Genomic DNA, 21,857 nt, shown 5'->3' on the forward strand with positions numbered 1-21,857 from the left:
ATGAGTAACCGGAATTATAATATTTATTTTCATACCCATACCGTTAGTGGAATTGTGATAAGTGTGGTTTTGTATGTCATCTTTTTTGCAGGATCATTTTCCTTTTTTAGAGATGAAATTATCAATTGGGAACGAAACGAATCTACTGCTATTTCAAAAGAAATCCAGCTTGATTACAAGACCGCTTTAGATACATTAGATAAAAAATATATCCTCAAGGGACGTTCCATTACCTTGTCTCAACCTCATGCCGAAAGAAGAGTGAATGTGTTTTTGGCAGGAACAAAAGATTCTTTGGTAGATAAAAAAGCACGAGAAGGACAGTTTTTTTACCTTGATACGAAAACGTTTCAAACCTCAACCTACGAAGGTTCCTATTCATTAGGAGAATTTTTATACCGATTGCATTTCTTGGCCCAGGTTCCTTATCCTTTAGGCTATTACCTTTCTGGATTCGTGGCCTTGTTTTTCTTATTCGCCATCATAACTGGTGTTTTATTGCATTGGAAAAAAATAGTTTCCAACTTCTACATCTTCCGACCAAAAGAAAAACTAAAAACATTATGGACGGATGCACATACTTCGTTAGGCCTTATCGGATTGCCTTTTCAATTTGTTTATGCCATTACGGGTGCTTTTTTTATGATAAAAATATTTATCGTTGCCCCAAGCGTCATAGCCCTTTACCAAGGAGATGAAAATAAATTGTATGCAGATTTGGAATACATTGACCCCATTTTCGATTATGAAAAAACCGCATTAACAACTCCTATCGACATCGATGAATTGGTTTTGAAAACCAAAAACACATGGGAAGATTTTGAAATCACGCGTGTTTTGATTCAGAATTATGGCGATAAGAATATGCACGTTTTGATAGAAGGCGAAATGCCATATGAGAAGAAATTCACCGGAATTGGAAAAATCATCTACAAGGTAAGCGATGGAAAAATCGTTGCCAAGAAAGACCCTGTTACTGAAAACAGTTATTTAGATGGAGTTAAAAATGTTTTATTCAGAATTCATTATGGTGATTATGGCGGTTATCTTTTAAAAATAATTAGCTTCATCCTAGGGCTAATCACTTGTTTCGTAATCATTTCTGGCGTCATGATTTGGCTTACCGCAAGAGACAAAAAGAACATGCCCGAAAAGAAACGTAAATTCAACGAAGGTGTTGTTTCGATTTATCTTGCCATTTGCTTGAGCATGTATCCCGTTACAGCACTTGCCTTTATTGCTTCGAAGGTTTTTTATCCTTTGAGCATGACAGAAATTTATAGCGTTTATTTCGTTTCGTGGCTTGTCCTTATTATTTTCTTTATAATTAAGAAAAATAATTATTTCACCAACAAATATACTTTGCTCTCTGGAAGTATTTTAGGCTTCTTAGTTCCTGTTTCAAATGGAATTATGAGTGGCAAATGGTTTTGGGATGCCTTTTTAGAAAATCACTTCCAAGTATTTTTTATAGATGTTCTATGGATTTTACTTTCATCTGCAACATTATACACAGCTTTGTCTCTGAAGAAAAAGTCATAACAACTTGAAATGGTTCACAATTGGTGAGCCATTTTTTTTATAATTGATTTTAGTATATTGCAGTAAAATTTCACCGCTATGAAAAAATTATTTGCATTAGAATTCATTATGATCTTATTCATTTCCTGCAATTCAAAAACAGAATATCAAACTATAAAAATCAAAAACAAATATTCGGTGGAACTTCCTGATTTTCTTTCGGAAGTAACAACTCTCAATGAAGGAGCTTCTTTGCAATATCAAAATCCGTTACGAGAATTTTATGTGATTGTTTTGGAGGAACCAAAAAGTGAATTTCCCGATCAAAAGTCGGTAAATCTAGAAACTTATAAGGCAATTCTAAGGGATGGTTTGCAATCCAATCTTACAAATCCCAAGTTTTATCAGGATCGTGATACGGTTATAAATGGTTTGAAAGCAAAATTGTTTTCGCTGTCTGATACTAGCGACAATATTGCCATTTACTACCAATTTGCTTATCTAGAAAGTAAAAATAATTTTTATCAGGTTTTAACCTGGACCTTGGAAAACCGAAAAGAACAGTTTTCAAAAGACATGACCAAAATAATTGCTTCGTTCAAGGAAATCGAAAGCAGGGAGAAATAAAAAAAGCTTCCGTTTCCGAAAGCTTTGATGTAGTTTAGTTTGTTTTAGTTTCTGTTTACAACAGCTTCTTCTTTCCAGTTTTTCACCGAAGCTACTCTACTGTCTGAGTAATCTACTTCACTCAGATTTTTATCGGTCCAGAAAATCCATTTTCCAGTCTTAATACCTTCATTATAGTTTGCAATAGCTGTCTTTTTACCATTTTGGTCGAAAGAAACCCATTGTCCATGTACTTTTCCGTTTTTATAAAAACCTTCCTGACTAATTTGTCCATTCTCGTGATAATAGGTTGATTTCACGATATCTCCTACAACTTCATGTTTAGGCTCGCTTTGAGCAAAAGTAATTCCTGCGAATAACAGTGCTCCTAAAATCATATACTTTTTCATAATGCTACTATTTTTTTATTATTAAATAAATCTTTTTAGAGTTGGGTAACAACTGATTGGCTCAGATTGTCTAACAAATATATAAATTTATTTACATTAAAAAAACTTTCGCTTAACAATTTAGTAACATTGGATGAAAACTTAACATTGAGAATTTGATTTGCATAAAAAAACCAATGCTTACACATTGGCTTTTAGTACTTTAAATATGATTATTTTGGTAACAACTCACTTAAAAGTGCAGTTAATTTAGAAGACGAAGGTCGATCTGCATTTGCATTTAGGATAAATCCTTTTGGATCTAATAAAATAAATCTAGGAATTCCAGTGATGCCAAGTTCTTTCACAAATTCTGAATTCCAATCGTTATCTGCAAAAAGCTGTATCCCGCCTAATTGTTTTTCGGTAACAAATGCTTTCCATTTTTCATAATCTTTTTTTTCATCAATCGAGATGCTTACAAATTCAATATTCTTGTGGTGGAATTTTTCTTCCACTTCCTTAAGATATGGAATTTCGGCACGACAAGGCCCACACCAAGTTGCCCAAACATCGATATAAACAAATTTACCTCTCAGGTCTTCCAATTTTGTTTTTCCACCTTTATGGTTTTCATATTCGAATGATGGAGCTGGAGTTCCGTCTAACTTTCGTATGGCTAAGCTTTCATTATAATATTCTTGCAAACCTTGAGTATTTTGCTCGATTGTTTTTTTGTGTAAGGCTACAAAATCAGGTTCTAACGCAGCTTTTTCCAGCAACGCCAAATCACTCTGCTTCTTTTTGTTCAAAATATTCTTGAACGTTGGTTCGTCTGCAGCCAAAGCCGAATCGTAGTCAAACTCTTCTTCATAAAGTGCGTTTTGTGCCAAGAAGTTGTTTTCCTTTGCACCTTTTCCTTCATAAACGATTGTCTCATCAAATTCTTTTGCATTGAGTTTCATCTTCAAATCGAAACCGTTTTTTAGATAAATCATGGTTCCTTCTACTCCATCGTTGAAGCGATACATGCCATCGACAACCTTCAAAGTATCCTTGAAAAAGCCATCCTTATTGATTGCAATTTCTTTTTTGAACTTTTTTGGACCTAAAATATAGATTTTATCGCCGTTTCTATTCTCGATTTTAGCTTCAAATGTGGCATATTTCTTTTGAGCTAAACCAACGTTTGCTATTGCCATTGCACATAAAACGAAAACTATTTTTTTCATAAAGGGGTTATTTTAATTTTTGATAAATCAAATATACCTATTTATTTAATTTGCTGTAAATAAAATACATTTAAGTTGTGTGGATTTCAGCAGAATTCTAATTTTTGTTTTTACTTTTGCAATCTAAAATTTTGATCATGTATAGAAGTCATAATTGTGGAGAATTGAACGCTTCACATATTAATACCGAAGTTACGCTAGCGGGTTGGGTTCAAAAATCACGCGACAAAGGATTCATGAATTGGGTTGATTTACGTGACCGATATGGTATCACGCAATTGATTTTCGACGAAAGTCGTACCGACAAAACCGTATTTGAATTGGCAAAAACCCTCGGAAGAGAATTTGTAATTCAGGTAAAAGGAACCGTGATCGAGCGTGAGGCGAAAAACAAAAATATGTCTACGGGAGATATTGAGATTTTAGTGACTGAAATGACCGTTTTGAATGCAGCCTTGACACCTCCTTTCACTATTGAAGATGAAACTGATGGTGGCGAAGACATCAGAATGAAATACCGTTACTTGGATATTAGAAGAAATCCGGTAAAAAACAGCTTGCTTTTTCGTCATAAAGTGGCGATGGAAGTTCGCAAATATTTATCAGATTTGGATTTCTGTGAAGTAGAAACGCCTTATTTAATTAAATCTACTCCAGAAGGTGCAAGGGATTTCGTAGTTCCAAGTAGAATGAACGAAGGACAATTTTATGCCTTGCCACAATCGCCACAAACCTTCAAGCAATTATTGATGGTGGGTGGAATGGACAAATATTTCCAAATCGTAAAGTGTTTCCGTGACGAAGATTTAAGAGCCGACAGACAACCCGAATTTACACAAATCGATTGCGAAATGGCTTTTGTAGAACAAGAAGACATCTTGAATGTTTTTGAAGGCTTGACACGTCATTTGCTAAAAGAAATAAAAGGAATCGAAGTAGAGAAATTCCCACGAATCACCTACGATTATGCTATGAAGACTTACGGAAACGACAAACCGGACATCCGTTTCGGAATGGAATTTGGCGAATTGAACGAAGTAGCACAACACAAAGAATTTCCAGTTTTCAATGCAGCTGAATTAGTAGTGGGAATTGCAGCTCCAAAATGTGGAGAATACACCCGTAAGGAGATCGACGCTTTGATCGAATGGGTAAAACGCCCACAAGTTGGAGCTAGCGGAATGGTCTATGTAAAATGCAACGAAGATGGAACTTATAAATCATCAGTCGATAAATTTTATGACCAAGAAGATTTGGCAAAATGGGCAGAAGTTACCGGAGCAAAAGCAGGTGATATGATTTTTGTACTTTCCGGTCCAGCCGATAAAACACGAGCTCAATTGAGTGCCTTGAGAATGGAATTGGCGACACGCTTAGGATTGAGAAACCCGGATGTTTTCGCACCTCTTTGGGTAGTAGATTTTCCATTATTAGAATTAGACGAAGAGTCAGGAAGATGGCATGCAATGCACCATCCTTTTACTTCTCCAAAGCCTGAAGACATGCAATTATTGGAAACCGATCCAGGAAAAGTTCGTGCAAACGCTTATGATATGGTGTTGAACGGAAATGAAATTGGCGGTGGTTCGATCAGGATTCACGATAAAGCTACACAGCAATTGATGTTCAAATATTTAGGTTTCACCGAAGAAGAAGCAAAAGCACAATTCGGATTCCTGATGGATGCTTTCCAATTTGGAGCTCCACCACACGGAGGTTTGGCTTTTGGTTTGGACAGATTGGTGGCCATTTTAGGCGGACAAGAAACGATTCGTGACTTTATCGCTTTCCCAAAAAACAATTCGGGTCGTGACGTTATGATTGATGCACCATCCATTATTGATGACAAACAATTGGAAGAATTGCATATTAGATTGAAGTAATTTCAAAGATATTTTTTAAGCCTCGGAGAAATCTGAGGCTTTTTTAATTGAACTATTTCGTGTTCAGGAGTTTTTTTTGACAAATTACCATTGATATCAAACTATGCCACCTATTAAAAACTATAAATCAAACACTTACAAACCCCCTAAAAACCCAAAAATCACGAAAAAACAATATTTTTTTTTCATTTTTTTAACATAACATGTTGATTGTATTATATTAAAGATTACATTTGTCCTATTATTAATTATTTTTATTATTACAATGCGTACAGGTACAGTTAAATTTTTCAATGAGTCTAAAGGTTACGGATTCATTACAGACGAAGAAACAGGAAAAGACATTTTCGTTCATGCATCAGGAATCAGAGCGGAAGAACTTCGCGAAGGTGACAGAGTATCTTACGAAGAAGAAGAAGGAAGAAAAGGTAAAGTTGCTGCACAAGTTGTAGCTCTTGAAGACTAAAAATATATAGATTATTTTTGTTACCTAGAATGTTTAAAGCGTTCCGATTTGTTTCGGGACGCTTTTTTTTTTAAAGAAACCCAAACTTTTTACTTCTCTTTTTCAAGTTAAAGCTTTGCGAATTCTTTGTACCCTTTGCGGTTAAATACTTTAAATTTGCAACATGAAGTTTCCAAAAAATCTATCCGAAAAGCTAGAAACCCGAAAGCAAAACAATGCCCTGCGAAAACTTTCTCAAAAGCAGGAAAAAATAGATTTTGTTTCTAATGATTATCTTGGATTTTCAAGATCAGAAAAACTATTTCAGGAAACACATCAATATCTAGTAAAGCATAACTACACCCAAAATGGAGCAACAGGTTCTCGATTGATCTCTGGAAATCATCCACTTTATTCCATAACCGAAAATTATATCGCCAATTTTCATCAATCAGAAAGTGCCTTGATCTTTAATTCAGGTTATGATGCTAATGTTGGCTTCTTCAGTTCTGTTCCTCAAAAAGGCAATCTTATTTTATACGATGAATTGATTCATGCTTCCATTCGCGACGGTATTCAATTGTCAAATGCAAAATCGTATAAATTTCAGCACAATGATTTTGAAGATCTGGAACGATTAATTTTAAAATTCAATCATGCCTCAACCACACTATATGTTGCCACAGAATCCGTTTTTTCAATGGATGGCGACACTCCCAATCTAGAAGAATTGATCACTTTGACTGAAAAATACAACTGTTATCTCGTTATTGATGAAGCACATGCCTTGGGCGTTTTTGGAGCTCAAGGTGAAGGCCACGTTCAGGAAATGGGATTACAAGACAAGGTGTTTGCCCGAATTATGACCTTTGGAAAAGGACTTGGATGTCACGGAGCTGTTGTTTTGGGTTCCAATGAATTGAAGAATTATCTCGTGAATTTTTCAAGAAGCTTTATTTATACGACAGGACTTTCTCCCCATTCGGTTGCTACAATTTTCATGGCCTACCAACATTTAGAAAAAGAAAAAAGCACCCTTTTACAACTCAGAGAAAACATAAATTTCTTTAATCAGGAGAAACAAATGATGGGATTGAGACCTCTTTTTGTGAGAAGCAAATCGGCTATTCAATGTGCTATTATTCCAGGTAATGAAAAAGTTAAAAACATTGCGTCTCAATTACAGGAAAATGGTTTTGATGTAAAAGCAATACTTTCGCCAACGGTTCCCGAAGGTCAGGAACGACTACGGATTTGCTTGCACAGTTATAATTCGAAAGAAGAAATTTCGTCACTTTTGAAATTCTTAAGCGATTTAATTTATTAGAATTTAAACTTAAAACCTTGTGAACTTTGCGAAAACTTAGTGACCTTTGTGTTTTTAAACCAAAACAATGAAACTATTTATAACTGGAATATCAACAGACGTTGGCAAAACCATAACATCAGCCATTATTACCGAAGCACTCGAAGCTGATTATTGGAAACCTGTTCAAGCAGGTGATTTGAATAATTCAGACAGCCAAAAGGTCAAATCTCAAATCTCAAATCCCAAATCCCAATTCTTTGAGAACAGCTATGCTTTACAAACACCTGCTAGTCCACATTTGGCTGCGGAAATTGACGGCATCACAATTGATTTGAAAAACATTAAAGAACCAGAGACTAACAATCATTTGGTTATTGAAGGTGCAGGAGGGATTTTTGTTCCCTTGAATACCACCGAAACTATTATCGATTTGATTCAACCCGACTATAAAGTGATTGTGGTTTCGCGTCATTATCTAGGAAGCATCAACCATACTTTATTGACAATTGAAGCCTTGCAAAGCCGAAAAATAAATATTGCAGGGATCATTTTCAACGGAGATGAAAACAAGTCTTCCGAAGAAATTATTTTGAATAAAACCGGAGTGAAATGTATCGGAAGAATTGAAAACGAACCGTATTTCGATAAAAATGTCATCTGGGAGTATGCCGACTTGTTTCGGGAAACACTTTTACAATTATAAGAATCAAGAGAAAATAAGCATGAAGAAAGACATCAAAATCTTGCTTCTTGTTTCTTTCTTCTTTCATCTACATACAAAATGAATCTATCAGAAAAAGACAGCCAATATCTTTGGCATCCTTATACACAACATAAAACCGCCACACCTCCCATTGCAATTGCTAAGGGAAAAGATGCCTTGCTTTGGGACGAAAACGGAAAAGAATATATTGACGCGATTGCTTCGTGGTGGGTGAATCCATTTGGGCATTCGAATCAGTTTATTGCCGATGCAATTTACAAGCAACTGACTACTTTGGAACACGTTTTGTTTGGCGGATTTACCCATAGTCCGGCGATTGAAGTGGCCGAAAAATTAATGGAAATACTTCCGAACAATCAGCAAAAAATATTCTTTTCAGACAATGGTTCCACTTCTGTGGAAGTTGCCATCAAGGTTGCCTTGCAATATTTCTACAATAAGGGAGAAAAGAGAACTACCATAATTGCGTTTGAAAATGCTTTTCATGGCGATACTTTTGCCGCAATGGCTGCAAGTGGTATTTCGTTTTACACCCAAGCTTTTCAAGGAATGTTTATTGATGTAGTGCGAATTCCGGTTCCCGTAAAAGGTGAAGAAACAGCCAGTTATGAAGCATTGAAAAATGTTATTTCCACCTATAATTGTGCCGGATTTATATTTGAGCCTTTGGTTCAAGGAGCTGCCGGAATGGTCATGTATGAAGCCGAAGCTTTGGATGTACTGCTGCAAATCTGCAAAGAAAATAATATCCTGACAATTGCCGATGAAGTGATGACAGGTTTCGGAAAAACAGGAAAAAACTTTGCATGCGATTATATAAAAGGCCAGCCCGATATGATGTGCCTTTCGAAAGCCTTGACAGGTGGAACAATCCCGATGGCGATAACCACTTTTACACAGGATTTATTTGATGCTTTTTATGATGATGATATCAACAAGGCTTTGTTTCACGGACATACTTTTACTGCAAATCCAACGGGTTGTGCAGCAGCTTTGGCGAGTATGCAACTTTTGCAATCAGCCGAAATTCAAGAGAGTATTGTTAGAGTAAATCAGAGGCATCTGGCTTTTCAGCAACATATTAAAAACCATGCGAGAGTGAAAACCACTAGAGTTTTGGGAACCATTTTTGCATTGGAAATTAAAATCGAAAGTGAGGAAAGCTATTATGGTTCCATGCGAACCAAGCTTTATAATTTCTTTATTGAAAAAGGTGTAATCCTTCGGCCAGTTGGGAATATTGTCTATATTTTACCTCCTTATATCATTACGGATGCACAATTGGAAAAAGTGTATGCTATAGTTGAAGAAGCTTTAGAAATAGTTTAATTTTGTACACTCAAATATAGTTTAGCACGAATACATCAATTGGAAATTTCAAAATTTGTTATCTAAAAATTAGTGAATCCGTAGCAAAAATTAAAACCAAAAACCTTGTCTCAAATTATATCCATAACTTCCATTGCTTCTGTTTCTCCTTTAGGGAATGACCCGAAAACAATTTGGGAGAATTACATGAACGACAAACATTTTTTTATTCAAAAAGACTTTGGCGACCAAACTGCTTTTGCTTCCGTTTTAGATAATAATTCAAAGGAAAAAGTGGTTCTATTAAAGCAATCCGACATTAAATATAAAGCATTGGATAATTCGGTTTTGTTTGCAATGGTGGCTTCACGCGAAGCCATCAGAAAAGCCAATTGGACAAAGGAAGATTTGTTTGGAATTAATATTGGTTCCTCCCGTGGAGCTACGGAATTATTTGAAAAACATTACAAGGAATATATCGAAACCGGAAAGGCACAAACATTAGCTTCGTCAACCACCACTTTAGGCAATATTTCATCGTGGATCGCACATGATTTGCAAAGTCAGGGTCCAGAAGTTTCGCATTCCATCACTTGCTCTACCGCCTTGCATGCTTTGTTGAATGGTGTTGCCTGGCTTCGGGCAGGAATGGTCGAGAAATTCTTGGTTGGAGGTAGTGAGGCGCCTCTCACTCCATTTACCATTGCCCAAATGAAGGCGATGAAAATCTATGCCAAGGAAGAACAGGAATTTCCTTGCAGGGCATTTGATTTGGATAAAAAACAGAACTCGATGATTCTGGGCGAAGGTGCTTCGGTATGTTGCTTGGAGGTTGGAAAAAAAGAAAATGCCTTGGCTTATATAGAAGGTATCGGATATGCAACCGAAATCCTGGAACACAACATTTCGATATCTGCGGAAGCGGAATGCTTTAAAAAATCGATGGCAATGGCCTTGAAAGACACTTCGATTGAAGACGTTGACGTGATTGTAATGCATGCTCCTGGAACCATAAAAGGAGATTCTTCCGAATATAAAGCCATCCAGCATATCTTTGGCGAAAGCCTGCCGTTATTGACGACCAATAAATGGAAAATAGGGCATACTTTTGGTGCTTCAGGAATGCTGAACATCGAAATGGCATTGCTGATGATGGAACACAATCATTTTATTGATGTCCCATTTACTACACCTCAAGTGGCAAATAAAACAATTAAAACGGTCTTGATTAATGCAGTTGGTTTTGGTGGGAATGCTGTTAGTATTTTACTTAGAAAAGCTTAGTTCAGTGATCAGTATTCAGTGATCAGTGATCAGTATCCAGTTAGCAGTTAGCAGTTAGCAGTTAGCAGTTGAAATAACGAAAGTTAGAGAATAGTGCTTATAAAACGAAAAAAATCCCATTGCTTTCACAATGGGATTTTTTATATAAAATTTGAAACTAATTAATTCATGATTACTTTTTTCACTACTTCTGCCTGAGTGTCTGTAATCACCTTTACGATTACTACTTGGTTTGAAACGTTTAGCTGAGAAGTTGAAAAACTTTGAGCGTTGATGTTCCCTTTCTCAAAAATCACTTTTCCTAATAAATCATAAACCGTAACATGCTCGATTGTTTGGTCATTAGATTTGATATCGATTTGACTACCGCTTCTAAAAATTACCATTGAGTTTGCATCAACAGTAGGATTATCTGTACCTAATTCAGCTGCAGGAACATAACGCAACACGAAACGGTCATTAAAAGTTCCTGGAACTGTTGTGAACGTATAATCCGCTTCTTTCAAGTTATGAACGATATTTAACATCTTGTCTTCTAGATAAATATCCTGCCCATTAAACAAACCGTCAAAGTGATCGATAGCAATTTTCAATGTTCCCGTTAAAGTTGTCTTGTATCCCAAAGGCACTTCGTCTTGGTCATTGAAAGGTAGAGCACGACCTTGAATAGTTAATTTTTTTGTATCCAAAAGAGAGTACAAAGTAACTTGATTTCCTCCGAATTGGTCTCCATCAAATCCCCAATCTAATCCATCCGTTGCACCTTCTATATAACCTACTAATGCTTGATTGAAAGCATTTGTACCACCTGTAAGATTTAACCAAACACGGTGCTTTCCAGTTGTTTCCCAGTTATTAATTGGTTCTTGGGTTCCTGGCCTAAAGAACTGGTTGTTGTTTCCAGCAACACGCATACTGTTATTGAACGTAACCGTCGAAGTACCATCAACAATACCTTTCACAAAGAAACTTTGTCCTGCCGCTACAAAACCTGTTGGTACATTATCATCTGGGTCTTCTTCTGAAAGTGCAGAAGTACCAACCCCGCCCGATCTATTATAACTTGCATAATCACTAGGGCTATAGGTATAAGTTCCTGTATTTTCGTTTGCTGCCAAAGGTGTATTATGTGTCCACAAATAGATTGTTCCTTCTAAGTTTGTGCTATTGATACTGTTGTTATAGAACTCATCTATACTCAAAGCCGATGGATAAGGGTTTCCTATCAAGTTCCACTTGCTTGCTGTTGAACTTCCTTCAATGTTATCAAAATTAATTACTCCATTGTTTGGTAGTCCAGCAAAATTGATCGTGTCTTTTTTAGCCTCAGCACCAACCTGCCCTAGTACGTCGAAAGTTTGAGGAGCACGAACGATATATCCTCTACCTTCTTCCATTACTGTAGTATTAGCATTTTCTACAGTCCATCCTTGATTTGTCTCATTCCAACTGTAATATTTGCTTGCCAAAGTTAGAGGAGATAATTTTTTCAAGGTAAAACCTGATGCCTCCTTTATAGGAGAAGAATAATAAGTGAAATCAAAACGGAACACCGGTTGCGTTTCTCTCTTCATCAAAAAAGATTCATCGTCACCAGTGAAAGTGGCATTATCATTTACTTGCACAAAAGAACCGTTGTTTTCTACGATGATTTGCCCACCTGCTTCTACCACTACATCCCCAATAACTGTAAGCGTATTGTTTGACTCGATAGTTAAAGTCTGACCCGCCTTTACAGTACAAGTACATACTTGCAAATTGCTACCTAATGACATACTAGACTGTATTTCAACACTGTGATCAGTTGCGGTAGCAGTCCATCCGTTGTTATAAACTGCACTAACAGGAACAACATTCATCGTCAATAAAGCACCTCCACCACCTTCTAGTGTTCTAACCTCAATTGTAGATGCAGCATCAAGACAGTAAACTCCAAGAAGATTATTTTGTGGAGTACCTCCATACCATCCATTATATTCTACAACCTGAACTCCATTGACATATACTCTAGTATTATCATCCCAAGCTACCATTCTCAACTCATAGCTTCCTGCTGGAAACCCTTGACGCTTGTGAACAAATGTAAAATTATCATTAGGCAATGAACAACCTTGATAAGCTGTATTGGACGAAGTACTTGCTGCTGCTGCTGGCGAAGCATTCTGATCCCATGCAGTTGTAGTGTTTATATTTAAAGTGTTTTGGGTATAAAATCCTCTGTAGTTTGCCACAACCGGCTCTAAAGTTGCTTGATTATATCCATAAACATTCCACGCATTAGTACCAAAATCTCCAGGATTTCCGACAGGACCTACTATTACATCAACTGTAGCTGCATTGGTATAGCTAGGACAAGATACTTTTCTCACCCAGTAGGTTGTGTTTACCGTTGGACTAACAGTAATTGCATTAGCCGTTTGACCTGCAATAATATTAGAACCCACAGTACCTGTTCCCCACTGATACGTACCACCTGTAACGTTTGCTGTCAAGGTAGTAGATTCTCCTGTACAAATCGTAGTAGTTCCTGTTATAGCAGTTGGAGCTGCTGGATTTGCCGAATAGGTATAATTAAAACTTACTCTTGCGTCTCCTCCATTTTCATAATATTCTAATACCAAATTTGTAGCTCCACTCAAACAAACGTTAACAGTTGTTGTTCCATATGCCTGAATATTCCAATTGTTGATCACAAAAGTAGCCCCACCATCAACGCTCAATCTATATCCATCATCTCCACCAACCGTAAATTCATAATTACCTGTTGGAAAATTCTTAGTCATCTTATAACGAACAAAGAAATTATCCGCTGGAGTGCTACACAAATTAGCTGTTCCTGAAGCACCCGTAATAGAACCAGTAGAAAGATTTCTATCAAAAGTTTCTGACTCTGTTACATAACCAACATAGGTTGTTGCAGCTGGAGTTCCTGACCATGTATAGGCATAACCAATCCATGAATCATTTCCATAAGTCGTTTGATCACCAGGAGTAGTTAGAGTAACGCTTTTTGTGACAGCAGAAGTTGTTGCAACTGTACAAGGTGCAGCATCTTTTCTTCTTACCCAATAGGTTGTTGGATTAACTGTTGGTGTATGTGTCAAAGTTGCCGTTGCTTGTCCAGCAATAATGTTGCTACCCACGGTACCTGTTCCCCATTCGTATGTAGCACTAGTTCCGTGTGTTCCACCACTTGCTACCAAAGTAACACTTGAACCTGGACAAACATTATTTACTCCTGTAATTGTAGTTGGAGCTGTTGAAGCTGTGCAAGAAGCAGAAGAATACAAAGTTGGCCCTACAGTATTACTAGGATTATTAGCATCAAATTGAAGTGACCAATATCTGCTACTAGCGTTTCCATTGCCAGGTTGACCAGTGTTATCATATCCATAAATTCTTATGTATAATGTTTCAGAAGAATTTAAGGAAACAGTTGAAGGAAAATTAACTTGCACTTCATAAGGCGTGTTATATTGATTCAAACCTGTATAATGCAATTCAGTAGAATTTGACATGTTTGAATTCTTTGAATATCGAACAGTCATCTTTTTATTATTACCCTTGTATGTAAGTACGAGTTTGCTAAAGTCTAATTGTTGATTAGGCTTTGCTGTTACTGTTAATAAAAAATAATGATTGCTTGATGAATCGTAAGACGAACTATTAGGCCAGCCTGTTTTATAAAAACTTTCCCATGACACAATTGATAAGTTACCATCTCCAGTTGCTACATCAGTTGCTGTCAAGCTAGAACTTGAAATACCTGAATCACTTGAATTTATCAAAAAAGTAGGTTTATAAGATGGAGAATTACTAATTAATCTACCATTCCATGTAACAACTTTAGTTTGTCCAAATCCAAAAACAGACAACAATGCAATAAAAAGTAAAAATGTAATTTTTTTCATAATAGGTAATACTTTGGGGTGAAAGTAGTTGCTAAAACAAAGGGTTTGTGCTTTAGAACAGTCCAAAAGTACTTCCAAGTACGCTGTCAATCATAGCTTTGGAGGCAGTTCTTTCAATGTTTTCGATGACCTGCGCCATAAAACCGACAAACTGCACTTTTTACGAAAACGTTTTCGTAAAAAATAGTCCAAAACTGCTAAAATTTAATGATTTCTTTAAAAAAGGAGGTTCCATTTTTTGTAGGTAAAAACCAAAACTTTGAAATGTAATAACCTGAAATGTAGTAAAATAAAAAAACAAAGGGAATTATCCTTTTTGGAGACAAAAAAAGATTTTTCACACGAAATGTTAGCGCTATGTAAAGCACTATTTTGAAGGTTTAAAAGGTTAAAAGTGTAAAAGGTATTATCCACAAAATTACAAGCTAAGCACAATTCTCGAAAATCCCGAATGAAAACTGAGAATGGAAACTGATCACTGACCACTCTCCAAATCCCTAACTTTCTCATACACAAGATTGCTTTCAAAACCCTTGCGAAGTAAGAAATCACAAAACTTCTTGCGTTTTTTGAGTGTGTCGCGATCGGGCATCAATTCCCAATGGTGATCCGCAAGCTTGTGAAAGTTGGAAAGATATTCTTCGGGCGAGATTTCCTTTAAGGCAGTATTGATGTTATACTGTGAGATATTCCTAAACTTTAATTCATTGACAATCCGTATTTTGCCCCAATACTTGATGCGGTGTTTTCCACGGGCAAAGCTACAGGCAAAACGTTCCTCATTTAGAAAATTATGCTCCAATAGATGCACCACGATCAGATCGATTGCTTCGGGGATCATCCTCATGCTTCGGAGTTTTTCGACCACTTCACCATGACACCGTTCCTGATAGGCACAATAATATTCCAGCTTTATTCTGGCTTCATCAACGGTATAAGTTTTAGCGGGTTGCATGGGCATGAAAAAATTGCTTTGTTGAAATTTTCTTCTCTCTAATTGGTTAAAAATGGTTCATCCTCATTTTTTGAGCTACAACAAATCTAAAACAATTCCGCCAAAAGCGAGATTTTTATGAAATTATTTTTAAAGATGAAGCAGCACAAAAACAAGCCTCTAAGGCTTGAGAAAAAATGCAGAAAATGCAGAAACCTTCACAAAAAAAATCTAAAATACTGCCATTCAGTATTTTTTATTAGCGAATCAAGTTTTTTTATATCTTTATCCTCGATTTACAGGTTCCCAAATCTGCTGTCTTATTTCTCCAACTTTCTGTTTTTCAGGAACTAATTTCTTATGGTTTACTATCAAACTATAAAAAATTATGAAACTGAAAATTACTCTGCTATTACTTTTACTTTCTTTATTGACCTATGGCCAGGAGATCAATGTAAGGGTTGGCGGTACTAACTATTTAACAGGAAGTACTTACAGTGCTTTTTCTACTGCTTCGGGAACCTCGAGTACTGCTGTCACTTTTACGATCCAAAACACACTTGCGGCATCTGTTCTAAATTTAACCGGTCCACCAATTATTGAAATCGATGGCCCCGATGCTGCCCTTTTTACCGTAAATGAAGCGGCAACCTCCACGACATTGACCAATGTTTCGAGCACCACTTTCACCATCACTTTCTCGCCAACCACTCCAGGAGCAAAATCTGCTTTTTTCACCATTTTAAGCAATGATGCTGATGAAGCAACCTATACCGTGAACTTGACGGGAACTTCAACCGTCACTGCCAGTTCAGCCATCATCATCACCCCTTCCTATACGTATCCTCAAAACATTCCCTATCAAAATTATCAGGCAACTGACATTACCAATACAGGAAATGATATCGAAATCGCAAGTTTCACGCTCCGCGATGGGACCGGAACGCCTGATGCGGATAATTTACCAACGACATTAACGGATCTTACTTTTTCATTATCCAATTCAGCCAACATCAGATCTGTAGCACTTTATGATGGTGCTACCGAAATTGCCGAAGAATATGGAGCAGCTTCGGTTGTTTTCAACGGAATGAGTTTAATAGCTCCCGATAATGGCACCAAAATATTTACAATACGAGTGAGTTATAACGAGGTGGTGACGGATAATCTTCAAAATCAATTCACCATTACCGCGGCTACAGCTCTCAGTACGGGTTCGGCATTTGCCGCAGCAAATGCTGGAGCGGCTGCCACTTCGACTGCTTCAAACAGCAACAGAATTGAAGTTACCGCTACAAAACTTGAATTTGTGGATGGCCCAAGCGACACCGATACCTTTGTTGCAATGTCACCCGCCCTAACCATTTATGCTTTAGATGTTTTTGACAATCGCGATTTAGATTTTACTGGAGGCAGTGCTACTGTTACTATAACTACTACCGGAAGCTTTGATACCTTTGGTCCTCCAGCTAATGATGCTAGTAATAATGCTTCGGCAGGAATAGCTACTTTTCCAATAATAAAACACAATGTTGCTGGTACAGGCTTTGTTTTAACGGCAACTTCAGGAAGTTTGACAGCCGCTGTTTCAAATGCTTTTGATATAGGTCCGGCCTCAGGAGCAAGTAATTATTTCCGATCCCGAACTTCTGGAGACTGGAGTACCGCCAGTAACTGGGAAACTTCTCATAATAATGTTGACAGTTGGATCACTTCCTCTTTGGTTCCAACCAACGTTTCAAGGGGAATTCGCATCCTGAACGGTCATACCATAACTTGTACTACTACTGAAAACGGTGATCAAATGGTAATAGACAATGGTGGAACGTTTGTATTGGACACAGGTGCAAATTTCACGCTTTCTAATGGACAAGGTACTGATTTGACCGTGAATGGAACATTTACTTATAATAATGGAACGCTTAACAAAGTTGGAACAATTACCTTTGGTGCCACGGGCATTTACAATCATGCAACTGCTTCTGCCACATTAACACTGCCAATCGCTACCTGGAATGCTGCTTCAATTTGCAATGTCACTGGACTTAACAATGCTACAGCCATTACAGGCACGAATATGAACCAGAATTTTGGCGTTTTCAACTGGAACAATCCAAATCAGGTTGGACCCGTAGTGGTGAATCATGACACTTTTAGAGTTTCAGGAACACTAAACATCGGGACAACAACTGCCAATGTCAGTAATGTTTTATGCCTAGCCGATTCTGGCACACATGCCAATACCATCCGAAACGTAAATGTAAGCGGTGGAAAATTAATTACCGCTTCTGGAACCGCCACCACGACCACAACCATTACAGGAACAACGGCTGTTGCTGGAGGACAATTTATTATTTCAAATGGTTCAGGAACCAGTACAGCATCGTTCGCTGGAGTAACCACCGTTTCAGGAGGCGAATTTATTGCTTCCCAAGGCTCGGGGATTGTAAACCTAACTGCTGCTAATACATTTACAATCAGTGGTGGACAATTTATCTTGATTAATAGTGCCGGTAGTGGCAATGCTAGTCTTACAATAACGCCAAATAATCGCGACCTCAATATAACGGGAACGGGTGCTATACTATTAGAAAAAGTTTCTTCGGCAACCGGAATAGCAACCGTAACCCTAAACAGAAGTTTGGTTGTTTCTTCAACTGCGGTACCTGCCATAGATTTTGGAACAGGAACCGCAACCGATAATGCCATCAATATCAAAACTAACTTAACCAAGTCAAACGATGGAACTTTCACCACAACTTCAGCAAATCCCGCCAAAGGTTTTGTGTTTTTCAATACTGGAGCTCAAACGTTAACCTATTCAGGTGCCAATTCTTCTTCTGTAAACTATACGGTTAATTTAGGATCAATACTTTCAATGGGTTCCAACCTAACATTCGGTTCCGCAGCTGGTTCTGAATCGGTTTTCACCGTTTTAAATGGTGGCCGAATCAACATGGGGACAAGAATCATCACAGGAAATGCAACCCGTTGCAGGATGAATATCGAAAGTGGTGCAACTCTTTCTTCAACCAGTACAGGTGGAATTGGAGGAACGGGTGCTACCGGTTCTTTTCAAGGTTTTGGAAGTGTAAACCTCACTCCTGCAACCGGACGATTGTCGCTACCGGCTGGCATCAACTATATCCTTGGAGGAGCTACCACAACGCCTTTTCCTGTTGGGGGAGGTATTGCCTTTGGAAATCCAGCTACCATCACCACCTCTGCCAATATCACCTCCAATATGACTTCGGCTTTGACCGTAACCTCAGCCTTTACTGTCAGCAGCAGTACCTTCAAGCTCAATACATCGGCTAACAATTTGGTACTCAACAATGCCACACTAACCGTTACGGGTGTTTTTGATAACAATGGCGAAAACCAAATTACCAATGGTGGAGGAAGTCCGTCCATTATCATCAACGGACGCTTCATTACTCGCGACGTGCAAGGGTTTACAGGTACAAATACCGCCATTCCAACCATCACTCCAACCTTAGGCTCAACCAGCACTGTAGAATATGCCTTTGCTGGAAACCAATCTGTTCAGGGTGGCCCTTCCTACAGGAATTTGACAGTATCGGGAACCGGTACAAAAACACTGGACAGCAATGCCTCCGTTGCTACTTTACTTACTGTCGCAAGTCCGTGCATTTTTGATGTTCAATCTTTTACTGCGGGAGGAACCGGAACCGCTTTCACTATGACAGGAAGTGCCCAATATAAAACAGCCGGAACAGGTGTAAAACCAGATGCAACAGGAACCTATACCCTGGCAGTGGGCTCAACCGTTGAGTTTTATGGCACACAGCCCATAGAAATCCGACTAGGATCGCCTGCCATTAGCTATGGAAGGATTATAGTGAATGGTACCAATGTTGCCAATAACAGCACCACTACAGGAATACTCTTCGGATCTCCTTCGGGTACATTTACCGTAAAGAATGGTGCCACTTTCAAGTTCAACAATACCGATGGATTCACCGGAAGCACTTCCACAGCCATTAGCAATGCAGCTGCGGTTAATCCTATACTAGAAACAACCTCTACTGTAGAATATGCAGGTGGCAATCAAACCATAACCCCTTATAACACCAGTACCAACAATTCCTATAAGAAACTGAATATCTCAGGAACTGGAATAAAAACACTTGCTGCTTCGCCAATACTCATTAGAGATAATCTGACCGTTACCTCAAGTTTGCTTACAATTGAAGATGGCAAGTCCTTGACCGTTACCAATGGTATTACCACCGTTGACACGGATGACACAAACGGAATTCTTGTAGAAAACAACGGTAGCCTCGTTCAGGTAACGGTTGTAGACAATGACCTCACCAACAACAATGTAGGAAACATCAATGTAGAACGAATCACACCAGATGTGTACCGCTATGACTTCACCTATTGGAGTTCACCTGTAAAAAACTTTACGTTGTATGACCTTTCCCCGGAAACCCTTTTCAACAAATACATGTATTGGAATGCCACTACAAGTGCATGGGTAATCAATAACAATGGTACCGAAGAAATGGTGCCAGGAAAAGGATATCTGGTGAGAGCTCCCCAAACATTTTCAACCGATCCGGGCGAGAAAGAGCCTTATACTGCATTATTTGATGGTATTCCGAATAATGGAAATGTAACGTATGCAACCCATGGAAACGGTGCTTCAACTCCATCAAGATTTAACCTTCTGGGAAATCCTTATCCATCGGCAATTGATATCGAAAAATTTTTAACGGCCAACAGTACCAAACTCCAAGGAACCATTTACCTATGGACACATGCAACCCCGATAAGTGGCACAAGCTATAGCAGCAGCGATTATGCCGTTTACAATTTCTCTGGTCCTGTCACCCCTTTTCCACTAGGAGGGACTGGAGGAGCCACCCAATATGTGGCTGCTGGACAAGGCTTTTTTGTAAAGGGCATATCAGCAGGAGCTTCTACCGTGACCTTCACCAATGCCATGAGAGAAATTACTAATAACGACAACTTCTTCAAGCCAGGGCCCACAACTCCAGTAGAAGATTGGGAAAACACAGGCAAGCACCGCGTTTGGCTCAACCTGACAAAAGACGAAACTGCTTTCAATCAATTATTAGTAGGCTATATCGAGAATGCCACCGACACTATCGATTGGGGCTATGACGGCGAACAATTTGGCGGCACCCAGCTTAAGTTTTATTCGCTAATAGAAGGCAAAAACTTTACCATTCAAGGAAAAGCATTGCCATTTGATGTAGAAGATGAAGTACCGCTGGGGTATAAAACCACGGTTGCAGGCAACCTGCAAATTAGCATCGACCAATATGATGGACTATTTGAAGGTCAGGACATCTATCTGGAAGACCAATTGCTCAATGTGGTGCACGATCTAAAAGAAGCAGCTTACGAATTTACCACCACCATCGGAACCTTTAATGACCGTTTTATACTGCGTTATGTTCCAGATGGGACACTCGCAACACCCGATCCTACCCACATAGCAAATGGTGTAATGGTTTATAAAAACAATGATGAGATCATAATAAAATCAGCATTGGAAAACCTGCAAAGCGTTACCGTATATGACCTTCTAGGCAGAGAAATTTTTGGAGCCACAACAATTGGCACCAACACCTTCACTATTTCGAATGTGGCAATGAACGAGCAACCCCTCATCATCAAAACGATCCTTGCCAATGGGCAGGTAGTAAATAAAAAGATTATTTATTAGAAAAAAAACTTAATATTTCTTTAGAAATCCCGCGAGTTGCGACTTGCGGGATTTTTTTGTTTAGAATAGAAAAAACAGCCTTGATCAAATACTGCGGATCTAAGAACTTTTGATCAAACTGCACGGCAGATATTTACCTAAGAAGACGAGAGGATCGTCTTTGAATCCTATCACGAAGAGGGTAAGATGCTCCTTTGGAAATCGAGAAAAGAATATAATCTTGCATGGGAATAAAACAGCTCCATATTCGCTATTTTACATAGTCCTTCTAATACATTCCCATATAGCATCCCTACTCTAAATGGGGAATATCTCAGGACAAGACAATTAATTGACCAAAAAAGTAGAAGAGGTGAGCTGTGATGTGACCTCTAATTGGTCGAAAATTTTAAAATACATACTGATTTTAAATAGCTTAAATTGATTTTCTTTCCAAAGGTCTAATCTAAAACATTATCAAACAATCATACTATCCAAACCCTCTTTCATATACAAAAAACAGCGCTTTGGTTATACACTAAATATTATTTTTCAATACTTTTAATTTCAAAAATTCGGACATACCCTAATTTGCTGTATTACCTCTTTT

13 protein-coding genes are annotated in these 21,857 nt (G+C 38.0%); 9 read left to right on the forward strand and 4 right to left on the reverse strand.

Annotation, left to right across the window (positions count from 1 at the left end; all coding sequences use genetic code 11):
* On the forward strand, positions 1 to 1,542 hold the full coding sequence (locus G508_RS0107260) for a PepSY-associated TM helix domain-containing protein (protein WP_026704697.1): 1,542 nt from the start codon (positions 1 to 3) through the stop codon (positions 1,540 to 1,542).
* 78 nt (positions 1,543 to 1,620) lie between these two features.
* Positions 1,621 to 2,148, forward strand: coding sequence for a hypothetical protein (locus G508_RS0107265; RefSeq protein ID WP_026704698.1), 528 nt, complete (start codon positions 1,621 to 1,623; stop codon positions 2,146 to 2,148).
* Positions 2,149 to 2,192: 44 nt separating this feature from the next.
* Here G508_RS0107265 and G508_RS0107270 read toward each other — a convergent pair whose 3' ends face one another.
* On the reverse strand, positions 2,193 to 2,537 hold the full coding sequence (locus G508_RS0107270; protein WP_026704699.1) for a toxin-antitoxin system YwqK family antitoxin: 345 nt from the start codon (positions 2,535 to 2,537) through the stop codon (positions 2,193 to 2,195).
* A 212-nt stretch (positions 2,538 to 2,749) separates the two neighbouring features.
* The gene (locus G508_RS0107275) at positions 2,750 to 3,748 is read right to left on the reverse strand and encodes a TlpA family protein disulfide reductase (RefSeq protein ID WP_026704700.1); all 999 of its coding nucleotides are present in this window, start codon (positions 3,746 to 3,748) and stop codon (positions 2,750 to 2,752) included.
* 137 nt (positions 3,749 to 3,885) lie between these two features.
* Here G508_RS0107275 and aspS point away from each other — a divergent pair, with 137 nt between their 5' ends.
* The 6 genes from aspS (at position 3,886) to G508_RS0107305 (ending at position 10,701) form a co-directional block, all read left to right on the forward strand.
* Entirely contained in the window at positions 3,886 to 5,631 is a 1,746-nt protein-coding gene (gene aspS / locus G508_RS0107280; protein WP_026704701.1) for an aspartate--tRNA ligase, read from the forward strand.
* Positions 5,632 to 5,896: 265 nt separating this feature from the next.
* Positions 5,897 to 6,097, forward strand: a complete 201-nt coding sequence (locus G508_RS0107285) for a cold-shock protein (RefSeq protein WP_026704702.1) — start codon at positions 5,897 to 5,899, stop codon at positions 6,095 to 6,097.
* A 163-nt stretch (positions 6,098 to 6,260) separates the two neighbouring features.
* Positions 6,261 to 7,403 carry an aminotransferase class I/II-fold pyridoxal phosphate-dependent enzyme gene (locus G508_RS0107290; protein ID WP_026704703.1) on the forward strand — a complete coding sequence of 381 codons (1,143 nt, stop codon included), beginning with the start codon at positions 6,261 to 6,263 and terminating at the stop codon, positions 7,401 to 7,403.
* A gap of 67 nt (positions 7,404 to 7,470) precedes the next feature.
* Positions 7,471 to 8,088, forward strand: a complete 618-nt coding sequence (gene bioD / locus G508_RS0107295; protein WP_026704704.1) for a dethiobiotin synthase — start codon at positions 7,471 to 7,473, stop codon at positions 8,086 to 8,088.
* A gap of 78 nt (positions 8,089 to 8,166) precedes the next feature.
* Positions 8,167 to 9,438 (forward strand): adenosylmethionine--8-amino-7-oxononanoate transaminase, encoded by a 1,272-nt coding sequence (gene bioA / locus G508_RS0107300; protein ID WP_026704705.1) that lies wholly within the window; start codon positions 8,167 to 8,169, stop codon positions 9,436 to 9,438.
* Between the two features lie 105 nt (positions 9,439 to 9,543).
* A complete protein-coding gene (locus tag G508_RS0107305) occupies positions 9,544 to 10,701 on the forward strand; it encodes a beta-ketoacyl synthase N-terminal-like domain-containing protein (RefSeq protein ID WP_026704706.1) in 1,158 nt (385 codons plus the stop codon).
* A gap of 161 nt (positions 10,702 to 10,862) precedes the next feature.
* Here G508_RS0107305 and G508_RS0107310 read toward each other — a convergent pair whose 3' ends face one another.
* A complete protein-coding gene (locus G508_RS0107310) occupies positions 10,863 to 14,612 on the reverse strand; it encodes a T9SS sorting signal type C domain-containing protein (protein WP_026704707.1) in 3,750 nt (1,249 codons plus the stop codon).
* A 475-nt stretch (positions 14,613 to 15,087) separates the two neighbouring features.
* Positions 15,088 to 15,567 carry a regulatory protein RecX gene (locus G508_RS0107320; RefSeq protein WP_026704708.1) on the reverse strand — a complete coding sequence of 160 codons (480 nt, stop codon included), beginning with the start codon at positions 15,565 to 15,567 and terminating at the stop codon, positions 15,088 to 15,090.
* Between the two features lie 367 nt (positions 15,568 to 15,934).
* Between G508_RS0107320 and G508_RS19505 the strand changes: the two genes are divergently transcribed.
* Positions 15,935 to 21,268 (forward strand): T9SS sorting signal type C domain-containing protein, encoded by a 5,334-nt coding sequence (locus G508_RS19505; protein WP_051197499.1) that lies wholly within the window; start codon positions 15,935 to 15,937, stop codon positions 21,266 to 21,268.
* Positions 21,269 to 21,857: the final 589 nt, after the last annotated feature.

The sequence above is a fragment of the Flavobacterium soli DSM 19725 genome (genome assembly GCF_000422705.1).
Taxonomy (GTDB): domain Bacteria; phylum Bacteroidota; class Bacteroidia; order Flavobacteriales; family Flavobacteriaceae; genus Flavobacterium; species Flavobacterium soli.

Bases quoted from the DNA above. Each gene is read 5' to 3' on its own strand.
- G508_RS0107310 (WP_026704707.1), bottom strand. From the start codon at position 14,612: ATGAAAAAAATTACATTTTTACTTTTTATTGCATTGTTGTCTGTTTTT.
- bioD (WP_026704704.1), top strand. From the start codon at position 7,471: ATGAAACTATTTATAACTGGAATATCAACAGACGTTGGCAAAACCATA.
- G508_RS0107290 (WP_026704703.1), top strand. From the start codon at position 6,261: ATGAAGTTTCCAAAAAATCTATCCGAAAAGCTAGAAACCCGAAAGCAA.
- G508_RS0107285 (WP_026704702.1), top strand. From the start codon at position 5,897: ATGCGTACAGGTACAGTTAAATTTTTCAATGAGTCTAAAGGTTACGGA.
- G508_RS19505 (WP_051197499.1), top strand. From the start codon at position 15,935: ATGAAACTGAAAATTACTCTGCTATTACTTTTACTTTCTTTATTGACC.
- G508_RS0107320 (WP_026704708.1), bottom strand. From the start codon at position 15,567: ATGCAACCCGCTAAAACTTATACCGTTGATGAAGCCAGAATAAAGCTG.
- G508_RS0107265 (WP_026704698.1), top strand. From the start codon at position 1,621: ATGAAAAAATTATTTGCATTAGAATTCATTATGATCTTATTCATTTCC.
- bioA (WP_026704705.1), top strand. From the start codon at position 8,167: ATGAATCTATCAGAAAAAGACAGCCAATATCTTTGGCATCCTTATACA.
- G508_RS0107270 (WP_026704699.1), bottom strand. From the start codon at position 2,537: ATGAAAAAGTATATGATTTTAGGAGCACTGTTATTCGCAGGAATTACT.
- G508_RS0107260 (WP_026704697.1), top strand. From the start codon at position 1: ATGAGTAACCGGAATTATAATATTTATTTTCATACCCATACCGTTAGT.
- aspS (WP_026704701.1), top strand. From the start codon at position 3,886: ATGTATAGAAGTCATAATTGTGGAGAATTGAACGCTTCACATATTAAT.
- G508_RS0107275 (WP_026704700.1), bottom strand. From the start codon at position 3,748: ATGAAAAAAATAGTTTTCGTTTTATGTGCAATGGCAATAGCAAACGTT.